Origin of the sequence: Sphingomonas sp. (assembly GCF_024508665.1) — a bacterium.
Taxonomy (GTDB): Bacteria; Pseudomonadota; Alphaproteobacteria; order Sphingomonadales; family Sphingomonadaceae; genus Sphingomonas.
In genome coordinates, this window is sequence record NZ_JANINP010000007.1 from 951,819 (window position 1) to 971,964 (window position 20,146).

At 65.6% G+C, this 20,146-nt stretch carries 16 protein-coding genes; 15 read left to right on the forward strand and 1 reads right to left on the reverse strand.

Translation table 11 applies throughout. The annotated features are described in order from the left end of the window. Nucleotides 1–131 precede the first annotated feature (131 nt). Entirely contained in the window at nucleotides 132–1,424 is a 1,293-nt protein-coding gene (tcuC, locus tag Q0L25_RS19730; protein WP_296617272.1) for a tricarballylate/proton symporter TcuC, read from the reverse strand. A 166-nt stretch (nucleotides 1,425–1,590) separates the two neighbouring features. Between tcuC and Q0L25_RS19735 the strand changes: the two genes are divergently transcribed. From Q0L25_RS19735 to Q0L25_RS19805, 15 genes are all read left to right on the forward strand, one after another. Continuing rightward, nucleotides 1,591–2,742 (forward strand): C45 family peptidase, encoded by a 1,152-nt coding sequence (locus Q0L25_RS19735; RefSeq protein WP_296617274.1) that lies wholly within the window; start codon nucleotides 1,591–1,593, stop codon nucleotides 2,740–2,742. After that, nucleotides 2,735–4,330 carry an ABC transporter substrate-binding protein gene (locus Q0L25_RS19740; protein ID WP_296617276.1) on the forward strand — a complete coding sequence of 532 codons (1,596 nt, stop codon included), beginning with the start codon at nucleotides 2,735–2,737 and terminating at the stop codon, nucleotides 4,328–4,330. The genes Q0L25_RS19735 and Q0L25_RS19740 overlap by 8 nt, the downstream gene beginning before the upstream one ends. Next, a complete protein-coding gene (locus Q0L25_RS19745) occupies nucleotides 4,327–5,271 on the forward strand; it encodes an ABC transporter permease (RefSeq protein ID WP_296617280.1) in 945 nt (314 codons plus the stop codon). Before Q0L25_RS19740 ends, Q0L25_RS19745 begins: the two co-directional genes overlap by 4 nt. Next, a complete protein-coding gene (locus tag Q0L25_RS19750) occupies nucleotides 5,268–6,074 on the forward strand; it encodes an ABC transporter permease (protein WP_296617282.1) in 807 nt (268 codons plus the stop codon). The genes Q0L25_RS19745 and Q0L25_RS19750 overlap by 4 nt, the downstream gene beginning before the upstream one ends. Further along, a complete protein-coding gene (locus tag Q0L25_RS19755; RefSeq protein WP_296617285.1) occupies nucleotides 6,074–7,687 on the forward strand; it encodes an ABC transporter ATP-binding protein in 1,614 nt (537 codons plus the stop codon). Before Q0L25_RS19750 ends, Q0L25_RS19755 begins: the two co-directional genes overlap by 1 nt. 124 nt (nucleotides 7,688–7,811) lie before the next feature. Continuing rightward, a complete protein-coding gene (locus Q0L25_RS19760) occupies nucleotides 7,812–10,052 on the forward strand; it encodes a TonB-dependent siderophore receptor (protein WP_296617287.1) in 2,241 nt (746 codons plus the stop codon). An 88-nt stretch (nucleotides 10,053–10,140) separates the two neighbouring features. Then, nucleotides 10,141–11,502 (forward strand): amidohydrolase family protein, encoded by a 1,362-nt coding sequence (locus tag Q0L25_RS19765; protein ID WP_296617290.1) that lies wholly within the window; start codon nucleotides 10,141–10,143, stop codon nucleotides 11,500–11,502. 97 nt (nucleotides 11,503–11,599) lie between these two features. Further along, entirely contained in the window at nucleotides 11,600–11,854 is a 255-nt protein-coding gene (locus Q0L25_RS19770; RefSeq protein WP_296617293.1) for a hypothetical protein, read from the forward strand. 31 nt (nucleotides 11,855–11,885) lie between these two features. Continuing rightward, complete coding sequence (locus Q0L25_RS19775; protein WP_296617295.1) at nucleotides 11,886–12,254, forward strand: hypothetical protein; 369 nt, start codon at nucleotides 11,886–11,888, stop codon at nucleotides 12,252–12,254. Between the two features lie 93 nt (nucleotides 12,255–12,347). Further along, entirely contained in the window at nucleotides 12,348–12,623 is a 276-nt protein-coding gene (locus Q0L25_RS19780) for a hypothetical protein (RefSeq protein WP_296617297.1), read from the forward strand. A gap of 100 nt (nucleotides 12,624–12,723) precedes the next feature. Then, nucleotides 12,724–13,983, forward strand: a complete 1,260-nt coding sequence (locus Q0L25_RS19785) for a TolC family protein (protein WP_296617299.1) — start codon at nucleotides 12,724–12,726, stop codon at nucleotides 13,981–13,983. Beyond that, nucleotides 13,980–15,209, forward strand: coding sequence for an efflux RND transporter periplasmic adaptor subunit (locus Q0L25_RS19790; protein ID WP_296617301.1), 1,230 nt, complete (start codon nucleotides 13,980–13,982; stop codon nucleotides 15,207–15,209). Before Q0L25_RS19785 ends, Q0L25_RS19790 begins: the two co-directional genes overlap by 4 nt. Next, entirely contained in the window at nucleotides 15,206–18,346 is a 3,141-nt protein-coding gene (locus Q0L25_RS19795; RefSeq protein ID WP_296617303.1) for an efflux RND transporter permease subunit, read from the forward strand. The genes Q0L25_RS19790 and Q0L25_RS19795 overlap by 4 nt, the downstream gene beginning before the upstream one ends. Nucleotides 18,347–18,357: 11 nt before the next feature. Beyond that, on the forward strand, nucleotides 18,358–18,723 hold the full coding sequence (locus tag Q0L25_RS19800; RefSeq protein ID WP_296617304.1) for a copper-binding protein: 366 nt from the start codon (nucleotides 18,358–18,360) through the stop codon (nucleotides 18,721–18,723). Between the two features lie 376 nt (nucleotides 18,724–19,099). Beyond that, nucleotides 19,100–20,023, forward strand: coding sequence for a GntR family transcriptional regulator (locus tag Q0L25_RS19805; RefSeq protein WP_296617306.1), 924 nt, complete (start codon nucleotides 19,100–19,102; stop codon nucleotides 20,021–20,023). The last annotated feature ends 123 nt before the right edge of the window (nucleotides 20,024–20,146 follow it).

Genomic DNA, 20,146 nt, shown 5'->3' on the forward strand with positions numbered 1-20,146 from the left:
GTACGAAGTAATCCCACCCCGGCGAAGGCCGGGGCCCAGCTGCGGCGTACTCGTAGCGGCAGGATGCCGGCGCCAATTTCATCGATACTGCGCCCCGGCCTTCGCCGGGGTGGGGCTTTTATTCTGTTGGATCAAACGCTCGCGTAACGCCGGCTATACAACGCCGCCGCCAGGCTGATCGCCGCGATCGCGGTCAGCCATACGCCGGGCATCGCCAGATTACCCGTCGCCGAGATCAGCGCGGTCACCACGAACGGGGTGAACCCGCCGATTGCGGTGGCCAGGCTGTAGGCCAGGCTGAACCCGGAGGCGCCGGCTTCCTCGGGCACGATCTCGGTCAGGTGGACGACCATCGCGGAATTGTAGCTGGCGTAGATCGCCGACAGCCACAGTTCGACGACCAGCAATTTGGTCACGCTCGGATCGGACGCGAGCCAGGCCATCGCCGGATAGGCGGTCACGATCGCCAGGACGGTGCAGGCGATCAGGATCGGCAGGCGTCCGATACGGTCTGACAAGGCGCCCATCAGCGGCAGCCAGATCAGGTTGGACAGGCCGACCCCGGCGGTGATCAAAAGGTTGGCGCGCTCGGGCAGATGGAGCAATTTGCCGAAGGTCGGGGTGTAGGCGGTGATCATGTAGAAGCTGACCGTGGTCATCAGCACCAGCGCCATACCGGTCAGCACGCGGGCGCGCGCGATCCACAAATGCCCCATGATCTGACGCATCGTCGGCCGCGTCGTGCGCGCGGCGAACAGGTCGGTTTCGCGCAAATGGCGGCGCATCAGGAACAGCAAGGGGATGATCAGGCAGCCCAGCCCGAGCGGGATGCGCCAGCCCCAGGCGGCGAGCTGGTCGACGCTCAAGGTCATGCCCAGCACAACGCCGATCATCGCGGCGAAGACGACCGCGACCTGTTGCGAGGCCGATTGCCACGACACGTAGAAGCCTTTTTTCCCCGGCGGCGCGATCTCGGCGAGATAGACCGAGACGTTGCCGAGCTCCGCACCGGCCGAAAAGCCCTGAAGCAGGCGTCCGAACAGGACGAAGAGCGGGGCGGCGATGCCGATCGCGGCATAACCGGGCGTGAAGGCGATGGTCGCGATTCCGACGCTCATCAGGGCGAGCGTGACGATCAACCCGGCGCGGCGGCCATGATGGTCGGTATAGGCGCCGAGGACGATCGCGCCCAAGGGCCGCATCAGGAAGCCGACGCCGAACGTCGCCAGCGCCTTGAGCAGCGTGCCCAGTTCCGAACTGCCGGGGAAATAGGCCGATCCGATGGCGGCGGCGAAATAGCCGAACACCATGAAATCGTACATCTCGATGAAATTGCCGCTGGCGACGCGCAGCACGTCCATCGCGCGGCCGGAACGCGGTGCCGAGTCGGTTACGGCCGTGGCCGGGCGTGGCGTGGTCGGCATGCAATTCCCCTTCCGTCGCGGCGCTGTCGGTCGCGCGCCTGATCTCCGCCTAGCCGGATTGTCGCCAAAATGCACGCAGATTTACGCATAATGCATTTTTGTCTTTTTAAACTCAGCAAGACAGTGCTACCGGTCGCTGCAACGACAAATCGGGGGATGCCGATCGATGACCAATGCTTGCCGTCTTCTCGAAATCTGGGGAAGCCCCCGGGATCGCGGCATTCGCTATGGGGAAGGCGCGGCTGTCGAGATCCGGCGTGGAACCTCGCATTATATCAACCAGATGGGAAGCCTCGGCCTGTCCGAGGCGGCGCTGGGCGATCTGGTCGAAGCCTATCTGCCGATCATCGCCGATTTCGACGCCGACCATGTCGAGGAAATGCGCGGCATCGCGGAGGGCGCGGACCTGCCGCTGTCGCACATCGTGCTGATGAACGCGCGGACCGAGCTGTTGAAGCTGGCCAAGGAGCCGGTGCTGCGCGCCGGGCTGCTCGCCGAACGCGCGTCCGAGGGATGCACGACGATCATCGTCCAGCCCGAGCGCGCGCCCGACAATGTGCTGATCCATGGGCATAATTGGGACTGGAAATCGTCCTGCGCCGATGCGTGCATCATCCTGCGCATCCGCAACGACGACGGTCCCGACATGCTGACCTTTACCGAAGCGGGCGGATTGGCGCGGTTCGGATTCAACAGCATCGGCGTCGCGATCACCGGCAATTATCTGGAATGCGAGCGCGACTATCGCAATCTGGGTGTTCCGCTGGCGCTGATCCGGCGCAAGGTGCTGCAGCAGGACAATCCCTCGCTGGCGTTCGGCGCGGCCTATGCCACGCCCAAATCGGCGTCGAACAATATCGCGATCAGCCACGCGCCGACCGGGATCGTCCACGACCTGGAATGCGCGCCGGACGAGACTTTCGTGGTAGAGCCGCGCGATGGCCTGCTCGTCCATAGCAACCATTGGCTCAGCCCCGTCGGGCTGGCGAAATTGCGCGAAACCGGCATTCCGGATTCGCCGTGCAGCTATTGGCGGCAGCAGCGCGCCGAGCGGTTGCTGGCGCCGCACCGCCGGATCGGGCTCAACGAGGTGCGAGAGGTATTGCTCGATACCGCCGGCGCGCCGCTGTCGATCTGCGTCCCGCCGCGGGCGTCATCGGTCACCGGACACACCGCGACCGTGGCGTCGTTCCTGATGCGGCCTTCACTGGGCGAGATGCAGGTGGCGATGATGCCGCATGCCGGCGCGGACTATGTCCGCTACACGCTCGCCGCCGACGCCGCGGCCGATGCGCGGCGACCGACCGCCGATGCGTAAGACGATCGCCGGCCTGATCCTGATCGCGGCCGGCGTCGGACTTGGCCTGGCGTTCCTGCATCCCAAGGCGCCGCCGCCGCCCGGATCGATACTGCGCGCGCGGCTCAATGCCGATATCGCCTCGTCCGATCCGGGAATGAAGCGCGACGCCAATACCGATGCGGTGCTCCTCCATGTCGTCGAGGGGCTGGTCGCTGTGCGCGAGGACGGATCGATCGCGCCGATGCTGGCGAGCGGCTGGACGGTATCGCCCGACGGACGGACCTATCGCTTCGCGCTGCGCCATGGCGTGCATTTCCACAATGGCGCGTTGCTGACCTCGGCCGACGTCAAATGGTCGCTCGACCGTTACCTCGCGCCGGGCAGTGCCTGGCGGTGCAAGCCCGACCTGAGCGCGAAGGGGATCGCCGCGGTGACCGCGGTCCGGACGCCCGATCCCGACACGGTCGAGATCGTGCTCGACCGTCCGGCGCCTTTATTCCTGCCGACCCTGGCGCGGCTCGATTGCGGCAGCACCGGGATCAGCCATCGCGCCTCGATCGGACCCGACGGCAAATGGCGCTACCCGATCGGCACCGGGCCGTTCCGCTGGGGCGAATGGCGGCACAACCAATATATCGATCTGGTCAAGTTTGACGGCTACCGGCCGCTGCCGGGCGGGACCGACGGCAATGCCGGGGGCAAGCACGCCCTGGTCGACCGCATCCGCTTTTCGGTGATCCCCGACGGCTCGGCGGCAAGCGCGGCATTGCTGCGCGGCAGCCTCGACGTGCTCGATGCATTGGCGCCCAACGAGCTCGGCACGATCGAGGGCGCGCCGGGCATAAAGCTCGATTCGGCGAAGTCGTCCGATTTCTACGGCATCCTGCTGCAGACCGGGAAACCGCCGCTTTACGACGTACGGCTGCGCCGGGCGCTGGCGCTCAGCCTCGACGTCGCCGCGCTGACGAGGGTGGTGACGCACGGCACCGGCGTGCCGGACAGCTCGCCGATCCCGGTGGTCAATGCCTTCCATGGGCCGGCCGAGCAGGTGCTGGTCAAGCGCGACCTCGCAACCGCGCGCGCTCTGGTCAGGGCGTCGGGCTATCGCGGCGAGCCGATCCAGTTGCTGACCAGCCACAGCCCGCCAGAAATGTATGATGCCGCAATCCTGGTCCAGGCGATGGCGCGCGACGCCGGGATCAACGTCCAGGTGGTCAGTCTCGATTGGGCGACCCAGTTATCGCAATATTCGAGCGGCGACTATCAGGCGACGATGTTCGGTTTCTCTGCGCGGCTCGACCCGTCGCTGATGTACAATGTGCTGATCGGCGACCGCGCGGTCGACCCGCGCAAGGTGTGGAATTCTCCAGAGGCGATCGATTTGCTCCACCAGTCGGTGGTGACCGGCGATCGCGCCCAGCGCCAGCAGATCCTCGACACGCTGGAGGAGAAGTTCCGCGCCGATGTGCCGGCGATCGTGCTCTACAATACGCGGCGCGTGACGGCATTGCGCGCGCCGGTGACCGGCTATCGCAGCTGGGCGGCGCAGACGCAGCGGCTGTGGAATGTCGGGCTGGCCAATGCCGGACTGGGGGGTGCGCGATGATCGCGTACATCCTGCGCCGGCTGCTGCTGGCCATCCCGACCCTGTTCATCGTCGCGTTGATGGTGTTCTTCCTGGTCCGCATGATCCCCGGCGATCCGGCGCAGGTCATGCTGGGCGAGGGCGCCGATCCGGCGGCGATCGCCGCGCTTCACGCCGAACTCGGGCTCGACAAGCCGATCTATGTCCAGTTCGCGGCCTGGCTGGGCCATGTGTTCAGCGGCGACCTCGGCAATTCGATCACGACGGGCGAGCCGGTGTCGATGTTGCTGATCACGCGCGCCGAGACGACCGGCATCGTCGTGCTGATCTCGGTCGGGCTGGCGACCTTGATCGCGATCGCGGCGGGGACGCTTGCCGCGTGGCGGCGCGGCGGGAAGCTCGATCTTGCGGTGATGAGTGGGGCGAGCCTGATCCTCGCGGTGCCGAGCTTCTGGCTCGGGCTCTTGCTGCTGCTCGTGTTCGGCGTGTGGCTGCACTGGCTGCCGGTGGTCGGCTATATTCCCTTCTCGGAGGATCCGTGGGGCGCGATGCTGTTCCTGATCCTGCCGATCGCGACGCTGACGATTTCCGAAAGCGGGGTGCTGATCCGGATGATGCGGTCGAGCGCGATCGACGTGCTGCGGCTCGACTACGTCACGCATGCCCGCGCCAAGGGGCTGAGCGAACGCGCGGTCCTGTCGCGCCATGTCTTCCCCAATGCCTTCGCGCCGACCTTGACCCTGGTCGGGCTAACGCTCGGACGGCTGTTCGGCGGAATCGCGGTGATCGAGACGGTGTTCACGCTCCCCGGCCTCGGCCGGCTGATGGTGACCGGCGTGCTCAGCCGGGATTATCCCGTGGTGCAGGGCTGCCTATTGTTCACCGCTTTAATCTATGTCGTCGTCAATCTGATCGTCGACCTGCTCTATCCCTTGTTCGATCCGCGGGTGACGGTGGAATGAAGCGCTCGGTCCACGCGCTGCTCGGGTTCGGGCTGGTCGGTGCCTTGCTCGGCGTGGTGCTGCTCGGCCTGGTCTGGCTGCCTTACGATCCGCTGGCGATCGACCTCGACCATACGCTGGCAGCGCCGTCGCTGGCGCATTGGCTCGGCACCGACGAATTCGGCCGCGACGTCGCCTCTCGTGCGATGCTCGGGGCGAGGATCAGCCTGCTGATTGCGGTACAGACCGTTGCCATCTCGGTCGTGATCGGCACCGCGCTCGGGCTGGTCGTCGGCTTCCTGCGCGGCTGGACCGAGCGCGTGATCATGACCTTTAGCGACGCCTTGCTCGCCTTTCCCGGCATATTGCTCGCGCTCGCCTTGATCGCGGTGATCGGGTCGAGCCGGCACAGCATCGTCATCGCGCTCGCCATCGCCTATCTGCCGGCGACGATCCGCGTGGTACGCGGGTCGGTCATCTCGATCCGCGAGCGCGAATATGTCGAGGCGTCGCGGGTCGCCGGCGACAGCGCGCTCTACACGATGTGGCGGATCGTCCTGCCAAACGCGCTGCCGCCGATCCTGGTGCTGGCGACCAGCCTGTTCGGATGGGTGATCCTGTCGGAGAGTGCGCTGAGTTTCCTCGGCGTGGGCGTGCCGCCGCCGCTGCCGACCTGGGGCAATATGCTGTCCTCGGCGCGGCCGTATATGTACGCGGCGAGCTGGCTGAGCATCGCGCCCGGCCTGTGCATCGTCGCGACCCTGCTCGGCATCAACATGCTCGGCGACGCGTTGCGCGACCGCCTCGACCCGCGAGACGAATGATGCCGGAGCAGCTTCTCTCCATCGACACTCTCAGGATCCGGGCGGGCGAACGGGTGTTGCTCGAAGGGCTGAGCTTTGCCGTCGCCGCCGGCGAACGGCTGGCGATCGTCGGCGAATCCGGCAGCGGCAAGACGCTGGCGACGCGCGCCATTCCCGGGCTGCTGGCGCCGGGTCTCGAGCTTGTGTCGGGGACGATCCGGTTCGAGGGCCGCGAGCTGACGGCGCTCGGCGAACGCGGCTTGCGGGCGGTGCGCGGGGCGGGGATCGGGCTGGTGTTCCAGGAACCGATGACCTCGCTCAATCCGGCCTTGCCGATCGGGGTTCAGCTGGCCGAAGGGCTCAAGCTGCATCGCGGGCTGGACGATGCCGAGGTCCGGCGGCGCAGCATCGACATGCTGGCGCGGGTCCAGATCGCCGATCCCGAAAGCTGCCTGGCGCGCTATCCGCACGAATTTTCCGGGGGCATGCGCCAGCGGATCATGCTCGCCTCGGTCCTGTTGCTCGAGCCGCGGTTGCTGATCGCCGACGAGCCGACCACCGCGCTCGATACGCTCAGCCAGCGCGAGGTGCTGCAATTGATGGTCGCGCTGACCCGCGAGATGGGGACGGCGCTGTTGCTGATCACCCACGATCTCGGGCTGGTCGCCGAATATACCGATCGCGTCATCGTGCTCGAAAAGGGCGTGATGGTAGAGGAGGGGGCGACCGCCGAGGTGCTGGCGCGGCCCAAGCACCCCTATACCGCCAAGCTGGTCGGGTCGCTGCCGCGCAAGGACGGGGCGCGCGCGGCGATCGCGCCCGACGCGCCGGCGATCCTGCGCATCGAGCATGCCTGCGTCGACTATCCGGGCAAGCCCGGCCTGTTCCGTGCGGGAGTGCCGAAGCGCGTGATCGACGATGTCAGCCTGGACGTGCGCACCGGCGAGATCGTCGCTTTGGTCGGCGCGAGCGGGTCGGGCAAGACCACGCTGGGCCGCGCGGCATTGGGGCTGAAACCGCTCGCCGGCGGACGCATCCTGTTCGACGGCAAGGATATCGCCAGGCTCGATCGCGCCGGCGAGCGGGCCTTCCGCCGCGACGCGCAATTGGTGTTCCAGGATCCCTTTTCGTCGCTGCCGCCGCATCTGCGCATCGGCGAGATCGTCGGTGCGGCGTTGCGCCACATTCCCGGGCTGAGCGCCGCCGAACGGCGCCAGCGGGTGCAGGCCACGCTCGACGATGTCGGCCTCGCCGGGTTCGAGGATCGCCGCCCGCACCAGATGTCGGGCGGCCAGCGCCAGCGCGTGGCGATCGCGCGTGCCATCGCGTCCGAGCCGCGGCTGGTCGTCGCCGACGAGCCGGTCTCGGCGCTCGACGTCACGATCCAGCTCCAGGTGCTGACCTTGCTGCAGCGGATCCAGCGCGACCGCGGTTTCGCCTGCCTGTTCATCACCCACGACCTCGCGGTGGTCGAGCAGATCGCCGATCGCGTGATCGTTCTGGAGAAGGGCCGGATCGTCGAACAGGGGCCGACCGACGCGGTATTCGCCGCGCCGACGCACGATTATACGCGCCGCTTGCTTGCCGCCTCGCCGGCGCTCGCGCTGACGGAAGCGCTCGCCGCGCAGCAATAATGTGTATTTTCCAGTTTACAAAATACAATTAAACATTATTGCTACTAAAAATACACGAATCTGACACGGAGAGGTCGGGGTTGCGGTGGGTGCTTCGGCGCCTGACTAGGGGAGTGAGACGAGCATGAAGCTTTCGCGTGTTTTGCTATTGGGCACATCGATGCTGGTTTCCGGCGCGATGCCGGGATTGGCGTACGCCCAGGCGACCGACGCGCCGCCGCAAGCGGCCCCCGCCGATCAGTCGGCGGCTACCGACAAGGACGGCGCGCCCGCCGAGGACATTGTCGTCACCGGCGAACGCAACAACCAGTTCGGCACCGACACGGCGCAATCGGGCAGCTTCCGCAACGCCAAGATCCTCGACATTCCGATGACCGTTTCGGTCATTCCCGACGCCTTGCTGAAGTCGCAGCAGGCGGTCGACCTGATCGACGCGGTGCGCAACACCGCCGGCGTCTCGTCCTCGGGTGTCGGTCCGGCCTCGTACAACAACATCACCATCCGCGGCATCACCGTCGACACGCGGTCGAGCTACAAGCTCGACGGCACGCTCAACATCCTGTCGTCGACCGCCTTTCCGCTCGAGGACAAGGATCGCGTCGAGATCCTGAAGGGTGCGTCGGCGATCTATTACGGCTTCTCGCCGCCGTCGGGCATCGTCAATTTCGTGATGAAGCGGCCGACGCCGGAATTGTATGTGGGCGTGCGCGCGTTCGGCGACAGCAATGGCGGCTATGGAGGCCATCTCGATCTCGGCGATACGGTCGGCATCTTCGGCTTCCGCATCAATGCGGTCGCCGCGCGCCAGGATACCGGCATCACCTTCGCCAAGGGCGACCGTTATCTGGCATCGGGCACGTTCGACCTCAAGCCGACATCCAACCTGACGCTGTCGGCCGATGTCGAATGGTTCAAGCGCGGCATCGTCGAGCCGGCGACGTTCATCATCCCGAACGGTGCGACCAAACTGCCGCCGCTCGCCTATCTCGATCCGAGCAAGAATATCGGCGGGCTGTCCTGGGACACCAACCGCACCGAAGAACTCAACCTGTTGTTCAAGGGCGTGTGGAAGGTCGCCAAGGATTGGGACGTCACCGCGTATTGGGGCCGCTCGCATCTGAACCGGCTGCGCTACAATCCCGGTTTCGTGCCCGGCAACGTGACCTCGCTGCAGACCGCTACGCAAATCGCGACCTATAACGCCGCGGTCACGCCCGGCAGCCCGACCTTCGGCGCGGGCGCGGTGCGGTTCGGCACCAACATCCAGAACGCCATTTACGAGAATATCAGCTACGCGGTCGAACTGCATGGCAAGATCACGACCGGCGACATCACCAACAATATTTTGATCGGCGCCTCGCGGTCGCTGCGCAGCCTGGGCGGTTCGCCGGCGACGCCGCGAACCCTGGTCACGGGCGACAATTTCCTCAACCCGATCATCGTGCCCAATCCCTATGCGCTGGTCGCCAAGCCGCCGATCCCGTCGACGATCGACGACAAGGGGCTCTACGCATTCGACGATCTGAGCTTCAAGAACATCATCCACCTGACCGGCGGCGTGCGCGTCACCGATTACACCAATGACGGGTCGACCAATTCCAACACCAAGGCGCCGTACAATGTGAAGCCGACGGCATGGTCGGGCGGCGTGATCGTCAAGCCGATGGAATGGGCGAGCCTGTACGGCACCTATATCCAGGGCCTGGAAGAGAATGCGATCGCGTCGAACAATGTCGACAATGCGCAAGCGGTGTTCCCGCCGATCTCGAGCACGCTCTACGAAGCCGGGCTGAAGCTGCAGCCGCGCAAGAACCTGCTGATCCAGCTCGCCTATTTCGACATCAAGCGCGAGGGCGCGTATAACGAACGCATCGATCCGGTAACGAAGGTGCTGCACGGTTTCGGCGACGCGACCCAGACCTATCGCGGGTTCGAGGGCAGCGTCAGCGGCTATGTGATCCCGGATCTGGCGATCAACGCCACCTTGATGCTGCTCAAGGCGCGGACGTTCCAAGCGGCCAACCCGAATTCGCCGCATACCTTCCCGGGTGGCACGCCGGACGTCAGCTGGTCGCTGTCGGGCGAATATACGGTCTCTTGGCTGACGCCGAAGCTGAAGGTGTCGGCGGGCGCGTTCCACACCGGCAAGCAGGCGGTCGACGACACCAACAAGGCGTTCACCGACCCCTATACCACCTTCGACATCGGCGCGTCGTACGCGTTCGAACTGGGCGGCCACAAACTGGTCGCGCGGGTCAACGGCCAGAACATCACCAACAAGCGCTATTGGGCCGCGGTCGGCGGCGGCGCGCTGGCGGAATCGCTGCCGAGCACGGTCAAATTCTCGCTCGCCTTCAATTACTGAGGGCGGCGATAGCGAAGCACGACACCGGGGGCGCCGAGCGCTCCCGGTTTTTTTGTGCGCATCTCAGGCCTGGTCGGAGAAACGGAAGATGAACCGGAAACGCAAGTGGATCGGCGCGCTGGCGATGCTGTCACAAGCCTGCTCTCCCGCTTTGGCCGGCCGCTACGCCATCCGCGACGTCACGATGATCGACGGCACGGGGCGCCCCGCTGTCCGGCATCGCACGATCCTGATCGACAATGACCACATCGCTGCCGTGGGCGGGCCGCGGCTGCCGATCGGCAAGGCGAAAGTCATCGACGGCCGCGGCAAATATCTGATCCCCGGGATGATCGATGCGCATATCCATCTTCGCGACACCGGCCCCGACGGCAAGAAGCACAGTATGGATGTCGCGACAGCGCAGGCCGCGCTCGCCGGCTTCCTCGCGCTTGGCTTCACCACCGTCGCCGATCTCGGCAACCTTCCGGGCACGGTGCAGATCATGCGCAATGCCGATCCCCGCATCTCGGCGCGACTGCTGATCGCCGGCCGCCTGTTCACGTCGCCGGGCGGACGCAATGCGGATATCGGCATCGCGCTTACCTCGGCCGATCCCGCGGTGCTCGCGCGCCATCGCCTGGAAGAGCATCCCGATCTGATCAAGATGGTCGAGGATAATGGCGGGTTCGGCGGGCAATCCACTGCCACCGCGCTGTCGACCGAGCTCCTGCGGGCGATCGTCGAGGAGTCGCACCGCCATGGGCTGCGCGTCGTCGTGCATGTCGCGCGCGAGACGGATGCGCGCAATGCCATCGCCGCGGGCGCCGACGGGCTGGCGCATCCGGTCTGGGCGGAGGCCGAGTCCGAGGATTTCGTGCAGCTCATGGCGCGGCGGCGCATTCCCTTCGCGACCACGCTTGCCGTCGCCGATCAATATGGCCGGCTGATGCGGCATCCCGAATATCTCGATCGCCCGGACTATTTGCTCGTGCTCAGCGAAGCCGAACGCAACCGCATACGGGCCGGGCAGCGCGCGCAATTCCTGCGCCAACCGGTCGCCGCGTGGCGCGAACAGACCCTGCCGACCGAGATGCGCAATGTGGTCCGCATCGTCCGCGCCGGGGGTATCGCCGCGCTCGGCACCGATTTGGTCTCGGGCGCGTCGTCGCATCGCGAAATGCAGTTGCTGCGTCAGGCGGGATTGTCTCCGCTCGAGGTGATCCGGATCGCCACCTTGAATGCGGCGGTCTTTCTAGGACGCGACCGCGATCTCGGCAGCATCGCGCCGGGAAAGATCGCCGATCTGGTCCTGCTCAACCGCGACCCGATGGCCGATATCGACGCGACCGAGGATATCGCGATGGTTATGCACGATGGCCTTGTCGTCGATCGCGCGGCGCTACCGGTCGCGGGAAGTAAAGAGCTTCTGCGCCGCGACCTGCGTGCAAACCAGGCTGTGAACTCATGAACGCCCGCATACGCACAACGGCTGAGCGGTTGAAAATGGGTGGGCAGCCGACAGGCAGTTTTGGTGGACGAACGGGAAAGGAGCGGGGACCCGTTATATGCCCAACGGCGAAACGCACGAGATGAAGTTTCTTATCGACGGTGAGGCCGCCGAAGTCCGAAGCTGGACCTTCAAGCACCGGCGCTTTCACGGCGGCGGCTTTCGGGCATTACGATTCGCACCAATGCGCTATTTCGAGTCGGGCGCGCCGTTTGGTATTGCGCCCCAAGCCGATGTTGACCTCGCATCATCGGACGCGATCGGAGCGAGGGTAGCCAAGCCTGTAACCTGCATCCAACGTCCGCCGAATTGACTCCGGTAACCTGAAGGAGCACCTGCGCTCTGTGCTGAAGCTGCTGCGCCACCTTTTGTGCCTTGGCATCCTGTTCGCCCTTGCGGGCAACGGGGTGGCAGTAGCTGCGCCGTGCATGTTCATGAACGATCAGGCCGCGACCAGCGCTGCGATGCCTGACTGCAACATGCCCACCGACTGCCCGGACTGCGCGTCGAAGGCCGGCAAGAGCGGAAAGGATTCCAAATCCTCGGGCTGCCTGCTGATGGTCGCTTGCGGCGCGGTACTCGGCGTGGCGGAATCTCAAGCGCCATCGCTGGCGCGAGCGATGCCGATAACGGCGGCATTCTGGCCGCGGACCGCCATTCTTGCGGGCCGCAACACCGGACCCGAACCGGAACCACCCACTTTCCTTGGCTGACTTTTGCGCGCGGGCTCGCGCCGCATGAAGCCGTGACCGGCTGACGCGGCCCGATCGCTCACGCTGGCATGTTTCAGTTCAAGGAAACCAGTGATGAAGACGTTCAATCTATCGGCCGCGGCGTGCGCGGTCGTGCTTTCCACCTTCGCTGCCATCGCGCCTGCTCAGGCGCAGAACGCCCGGATGTCGGGTGCGCGGGGCCATTATGAATGGCAGGCCGCTCCGCAGTCCGGTCCGCGTGCGGCTCTTCGAGCGCCGGTCCGCGTTTGGGTGCCCGCCGCTCAAGACATCGCCGACCGCGATTGCGCGATGATGCGCGCGAAAGCCACCGATTGCGTGAGCAGCAAGGCGATGCCCGGAAACGGCTGATGCCAGCTTAGGCGTCCATGAAGGCGGGTCGGATCGGCAATTGCCGATCCGACCCGCCCGAGGACCCAGCGCCGCTTATGCGCGGCTGAAGGGGATAACCATGAGGACTTTGCCAAGGCGTGCCGCACGCCTGATGACGACGGCTGGTGCGGCTGCGCTCGCGCTCGCCGTGGTATCGGCATCGGCCGATCCGATGACCTATGATCAGGCGCTGTCACGCGCCGCAGCAAGCGCCCCCAGCCTGAAGGCGCGTGCCGCGACGACGGCAAGCGCTCGATCCCTGGTCATAGCGGCCGACCGCCTGCCCGATCCGACGCTCGACCTCGGATTTCAGAACTTTCCGGTCACCGGCCCCAATAGCGGCAGCTTCACGCGGGATGACTTCACGACCACCACGATCGGGTTCAGCCAGACGTTTCCCAATCTCGCGAAACGGCGCGCGCGGGGGGCCAGGGCAAGCGCGGACGTCGGGATCGCTCTTGCGGCCGAGCTGACCGAAGCCCGCCGCGTTCGGCTCGAGACGGCCTTGGCTTGGATCGATCTCTATTATGGCCAGCGGCGCCTCAAACAGCTCGACCTGCTCGATACCAGTCTCGACGATCTTCAGAAGACGGTTTCGGCGCGCCTCGCTTCGGGTAACGCGCGACCCAGCCAGGCGCTCGAACCTGCCCAGCTTCGCGCTGCTATCGCCGATAGGAGAGCGGAGATGGCAGCCGTGGTCGCACAAGCCTGCACCCGGCTGGCCCGCTATACGGGCGATCCTGATCCTGACGTTTCAGGTGATCCACCGTCGTTCGACGTTGATCCCGTCAAGCTCCACGCCAATATTGATGCGCTGCCCGCGATGCGCGCGCAGGACGCGTCGATCGCGGGGGCCAATGCCGACGTCCGGCTCGCGCGGGCGGAAAAGCGTCCCGACTGGAAAGTTGGCGTAAGCTATGGCCGGCGCGATCCGAGGTTCGGCGACATGGCATCGGTCGGGGTCTCCATCAATCTGCCGTTGTTTGCCGGCAAGCGTCAGAATCCCAGGATTGAGGCCAGCGAGAGTGCTGCCAACGGCGCGCGTTTTGATCGTGATGCCCTCCGGCTGGAGTTGATCGCGGCGCTTGATGCCGATCTCGCCGATCACGCGATGCACCACGAACGGCTCCGCAATGCGCGCGAGACTCTGGTGCCGCTCGCAAAACGGCGGGCCGAACTCGACCGCGACAGCTATGCGGCCGGCAAGCTCGATCTGGGCACCGCGCTCCTGTCGACGCTGGCGCTCGCCGAAGCCGAGGTCGAGGCGCTCAACCGCGAAGCGGACGTGGCTCGCGACGCCGTTCGCATCAACATCACCTATGGGGAAGAACTGGCGTGACGCTCGAACTGAGAGCGCCGCATTGGCGCGCATTGATGCTGGTCACCGCACTCGCAGCGGGCGGTGGCGGGTTCTGGCTGGGTCATCACCAGACGGCCGAACAGACGGCCGCCTCGCCGGCCGGGTCGGGGCAACCCCTCTATTACTATGACCCGATGTTCCCGAACCAGAAGTTCGACAAGCCCGGCAAATCGCCGTTCATGGACATGCAGTTGGTGCCCAAATACGCCGACGGCGCCGCACCCGGCGGTGCGCCGGCCGTGACCATCGACCCGGCCTCGCGCCAGAGCCTCGGCCTGCGCGTGGTCGAAGCGAAGATGGGCAACCTTGCCACGACGCTCAACGTCACTGGGACGATCGACTTCAACCAACGCGATGTCGCGATGATTCAGGCGCGTTCCGGCGGGTTCGTGCAACGCGTTTATGCACGGGCGCCCGGCGACGTGGTACGCGCGGGCGCGCCGATCGCCGACCTGCTGCTGCCCGAATGGGGCGGCGCGCAAACGGAGTTCCTGAGCGTCAAACGGCTCGGCAAGCCCGATTTGACGGCCGCCGCGCGGCAGCGGCTCCGCCTGATGGGAATGTCGGAAGGGCTGATCGCGAAGGTCGAGCGAACCGGAAGGCCGAACGGCGTCGTGACTATCACATCGCCGATCTCCGGCGTGATTCAGTCGCTCGACGCGCGCATCGGCGTGACGCTGGCGACGGGGCAATCACTGGCGCAGGTGAACGGGCTCGGCACGGTCTGGCTCAACGCCGCGGTGCCCGAAGCGCAGGCCGGTCAGGTGCGGATTGGTCAGAATGCCTCGGCGATGCTCGCCGGTTTTCCCGGCGAGACCTTTGCGGGGCGGGTGATTGCAACTCTTCCGACAACGCAGGCCGACAGCCGAACGCTGACGGTTCGTATCGAATTGCCCAATCGCGGCGGTCGTCTGCGGCCCGGCATGTTCGCCCAGGTAGCGTTAGGAGGCGATGCGCGATCCGTTTTGCTCGTGCCGAGCGAAGCGGTGATCCGCACCGGCAAACGAACATTGGTGATGCTCGCCTCCGGCGATGGCCGCTATCACCCAGCCGAAGTCACGATCGGCAATGAGAGCGGGGGACAGACCGAGATCATCGCCGGCCTGTCGCCGGGCGAGAAGGTGGTCGCCTCCGGCCAGTTCCTGCTCGATTCGGAAGCCAGTCTGACCGGCATTCCGGTCCGGCCGATCGGCGGTAGCCAATGATCGCCCGGATCATTGCCGGGGCAATCCGTGCCCGTTGGATGGTGGTGCTCGCCGCCCTCGTGCTCGTGGCTGTGGGGATCGGCGCTATCCGCACGACCCCGGTCGATGCGCTTCCCGACCTGTCCGACGTTCAGGTCATCATCCGTACGAGCTACCCCGGACAGGCCCCGCAGATCGTCGAAAATCAGGTCACTTATCCGCTGGCGACGACGATGCTGTCGGTGCCCGGCGCGCGCGCGGTGCGGGGTTATTCGTTCGTCGGCGACAGCTTCGTCTATGTGCTGTTCGACGACGGCACCGACCTGTATTGGGCGCGCAGTCGCGTGCTCGAATATCTGAGCCAAGTGCAGGGCCGCCTGCCGCCGGGCGCGACTGCCTCGATCGGCCCCGACGCAACCGGGGTCGGCTGGATCTACGAATATGCGCTGGTCGATCGGACGGGGCAGCACGATCTCCAGCAGCTCCGCAGCCTGCAGGACTGGTTCCTGCGCTACGAACTCAAATCGGTGCCCGGCGTCGCCGAAGTCGCCAGCATCGGCGGCATGGTAAAGCAATATCAGGTGTTGCTCGATCCGCAGAAACTGGCTTCCTACGGCGTCACTCAAACCCAGGTCGCCGACGCCTTGAAGCGCGCCAATTCGGAGACTGGCGGCTCGGTGGTCGAAATGGCCGAAGCCGAATATGTCGTGCGCTCGGGCGGGTATCTGAAGTCGCTCGATGACTTCCGCGCCGTGCCGATCCGCACCGCCACGGGCGGGGTGCCGGTGACGCTGGGTGATGTCGCGACGGTCCAGATCGGTCCCGACATGCGGCGCGGGATTGCCGAACTCAACGGTGAAGGTGAAGTCGCCGGTGGCGTCATCGTCATGCGCCAGGGCAAGAATGCGCGCGACGTGATCGACGGGGTCAAGGCGAAGCTCGCCGATCTGCGCAAGAGCCTGCCGCCGGGAGTCGAGGTCGTCACCACCTACGACCGGTCGGGCCTGATCGACCGCGCCGTCGACAATCTGACGGGCAAGCTGATCGAGGAGTTCCTTGTCGTCGCGCTCGTCTGCGCGCTGTTCCTGTGGCACGTCCGCTCGGCGCTGGTCGCCATCATCACCCTGCCGCTCGGCATCCTCGCCGCGTTCGTCGTGATGCGGGTGCAGGGCGTCAACGCCAACATCATGTCGCTGGGCGGCATCGCGATCGCGATCGGCGCGATGGTCGATGCGGCGGTGGTGATGATCGAGAACGCGCACAAGCATCTGGAACGCTGGGAACACGAGCATCCCGGCGAAAAGCTCGCGGGAGCGGAGCGATGGGGCGTGATCGCCGCCGCTGCTGTGGAGGTCGGGCCGGCGCTGTTCCTGAGCCTGCTGATCATCACTTTCTCGTTCATCCCGATCTTTTCGCTTCAGGGGCAGGAGGGGCGGCTGTTCGCGCCGCTCGCCTTCACCAAGACCTATGCGATGGCGGCAGCCGCGATCTTCTCGATCACGCTGGTCCCGGTATTGATGGGCTGGCTGATCCGCGGCCGGATTCCGAGCGAGGAAGCGAACCCGGTCAATCGCTGGCTGACGCGAGCCTATCGTCCGGCGCTTGATTGGGTGCTGAGACGGCCGAAGACGACGTTGCTGATCGCGGCATTGGTGTTTGCATCGAGCATCATCCCGATTGCGCTGACCGGTGGCGAGTTCATGCCGGCGATGAACGAAGGCGATCTGCTCTACATGCCCTCGGCCTTGCCGGGCATTTCGACTGCCAAGGCGGGGCAATTGCTCCAGCAGACCGATCGCCTGATCAAGACCGTGCCCGAGGTCGAGAGCGTGTTCGGCAAGGCGGGCCGCGCCGACACCGCGACCGATCCCGCGCCGCTCGAGATGTTCGAGACCACCATCCGCTTCAAACCCAAGGCGCAATGGCGGCCGGGGATGACGCCGGAAAAATTGATCGAGGAACTCGACGCCCGCGTGAAGGTGCCGGGCCTCGCCAACTTCTGGATTCCGCCGATCCGCAACCGGATCGATATGCTCGCGACCGGAATCAAGAGTCCGATCGGGATCAAGGTCTCGGGCTCGGACCTCGCGCAGATCGATCAGGTGGCGCAGCACATTGAGGCGGCCGCGAAGACCGTTCCGGGGGTCAGTTCGGCACTGGCCGAGCGACTGACCGGCGGGCGTTATATCGACGTGCAGGTCAACCGTGCTGCTGCTGGCCGCTACGGGATGAACGTCGCCGACGTGCAGGACGTCGTATCTGGCGCGATCGGCGGCGCGGTGGTCGGCGAGACCGTCGAGGGGCTCGCCCGCTATCCGATCAGTCTTCGCTACCCTCGTGAGTTGCGGGACAGCCCCACGGCGCTGGTCAATCTCCCGGTACTGACGCCATCGGGGCAGCAGATCACGCTCGGGACGGTGGCGGACATCAGCGTGACCTCCGGGCCACCGATGCTGCGGAGCGAGAATGGCCGGCCGGCAACATGGATCTATGTCGATGCCCGTGGCCGGGCGCTGACCGACATCGTCGGCGACCTGCAGCGCGCGATCGCCGCCAAGGTCTCGCTGCCGCCCGGCATCGGAATAGCCTATACGGGGCAGTTCGAGTTTCTCGAGCGCGCCACCGCACGGCTGGAGATTGTGGTGCCGGCGACGCTCGCGATCATCTTCCTGCTGCTCTACCTCACCTTCAGGCGGCTCGACGAAGCCGTGCTGATCATGGCGACCTTGCCGTTCGCGCTGACCGGCGGCGTCTGGCTGCTATGGCTGCTGGGCTATAATCAGTCGGTCGCGACCGGGGTTGGCTTCATCGCACTCGCGGGCGTTGCCGCCGAGTTCGGCGTGGTGATGCTGATCTACCTCAAACATGCGCTGGACGAGCGTGGCCCGAACCCTCGCTCCGAACAGGTCGAGGCAGCGGTACGTGAAGGCGCAGTGCTTCGCGTGCGCCCGAAGGCGATGACCGTCGCGGTGATCCTCGCCGGCCTGCTGCCTGTCCTGCTCGGATCGGGCACCGGTTCCGAGGTTACGAGCCGCATCGCGGCACCGATGGTCGGCGGCATGCTGAGCGCGCCGCTCCTGTCGATGTTCGTCATCCCCGCCGCCTATCTGCTGATGCGGCGGCGCCACCGGCCCTCTTCCGGGCCCCAAACAAACTGAAGGAGACCATTATGGAAGCCCTGTATCTCATCCCGCTGGTCGCCACTGTCGCATTGCTTTCGGCCTGCGGAAAGAGCGACACGAACACCACAGCTGCTCAGCCGACCGTCGACAACGGCGCCGCAATGGGGAACATTGCGATGCCCGGCGAAGCAAGGAAGGCGAAGGGCATCGGCACGGTCACCGCGATCGACAAAGCGGCCGGCAAGATCACGCTCGACCATCAGGCCATTCCGGAAGTCGGCTGGCCCGCGATGACGATGACCTTCGATGCGAAGCCGGCAGTCTTGGGCGGCATAACGGTCGGTGATAGCGTCGCCTTCGACGTCACAATCCGCGGCAGCGCCGGGGAGATAACCTCGGTGACAAAGCGGTAGCTAAGGTAATTGGGGCGCAACACCGGCGGTAATGCGCCCCAAGCCGGTCATTCGGCTGCGGCGGGATGATTCATGTCAGCCTGGCTCGGGGCTCAATGTCGAGTGGGCGCGCGAACCGCGCCGCGCGGCTGTTGGCGTGACGAGCTGCCGACCCTCACGATCCTGTTTCAGTCGTGTGCTCAGCTGACGAGACGTCTGCTTTCGGAGGGGTTGAGTTTCGACAAGAATGCCTGCCATTGGGTCGCTTGCCGATAAACCGCTTTCCAAGTCCACAGCCCAACTCAAACCGCGAGCGCGCCGATCGCGGACTTTGCATCCTTGCGCGCGAAAGTGTAATCCGCGAAATCTGACGGACCTGGTGAAAGATCGAGAGAAAATGGCGGGAGCGGCTGCGCGCAAGATGGATATCGACAAGGCGCCGCCGCGCGCCAGCCGGCTGCAGGCCGATCTTGCCGCCAGGATCCTCAGGATGCTCAAGGACCAGGGCGCGGGCCCCGGCCATCATCTCGTCGAACTCGATCTCTGCCGGCATTTCGACGTGTCGCGCACGCCGGTGCGCGGCGCGCTCAAGCTGCTTGCCGAGCAGGGCGCGGTCGAGGCGCGCGCCAATCGCGGCTATGTCCTGCGCAGCCCGGTCACCGAGGCGCCCGATCTCGACGTCACCAATCCGGAGGACGAAGAGGACCAGCGCCTGTTCATCGCGATCGCCGAGGCGCGCAACCAGGGCCGCATGCCCGACCAGTGCAGCCAGCTGGAAGTCGCGCGGCTGTTCGACGCCAAGTTGCCGACCGTGGTGCGCGTGCTGCGCCAACTCGCCGAGCTCGGACTGGTCGAGCGCAAGCCGGGCAATGGCTGGTCGTTCACGCTGCCGATCAACTCGGCGCGGGCGCGTGCGGAGAGCTATGCCTTTCGCGCGGTGATCGAGCCCGCCGGCCTGCTCGAATCCACTTTCGAGCTCGATCGCGAATGGCTTGATCGCATTCGCGCCGAGCACCTCGCGTTTCGCAAGCGCAAATGGCGCGACACGCTGGCGGTCGAATTGTTCGCGATCAACGCCGATTTCCACGAAGGTATCGCGCGCTGTTCGGGCAATCGCTATTTTCTCGACGCGGTGCAGCGGCAGAACAAGCTGCGTTCGTTCATGAACATCCAGTGGGTCAACGGCGCCGAGCGCGTGATCGATTCGATCGACGAGCACCTCGAGATCCTGGACGCGTTGGAAGCGGGCGATAACCAGAAGGCGCATGACCTGATGAAAGCGCATCTGGTGCTGGCGCGCGACGTCGAGGCGACTGTCTGAGTAGTTCCGGAGCGGCCGGCGCCAAACGTCATCCCGGACTTGTTCCGGGGTCCAACGGGAGGCGACGGAAAGGATCGAAGCTCCAGCGATTCCGTTGCGGTTGGTTGGATGCCGGAACAAGTC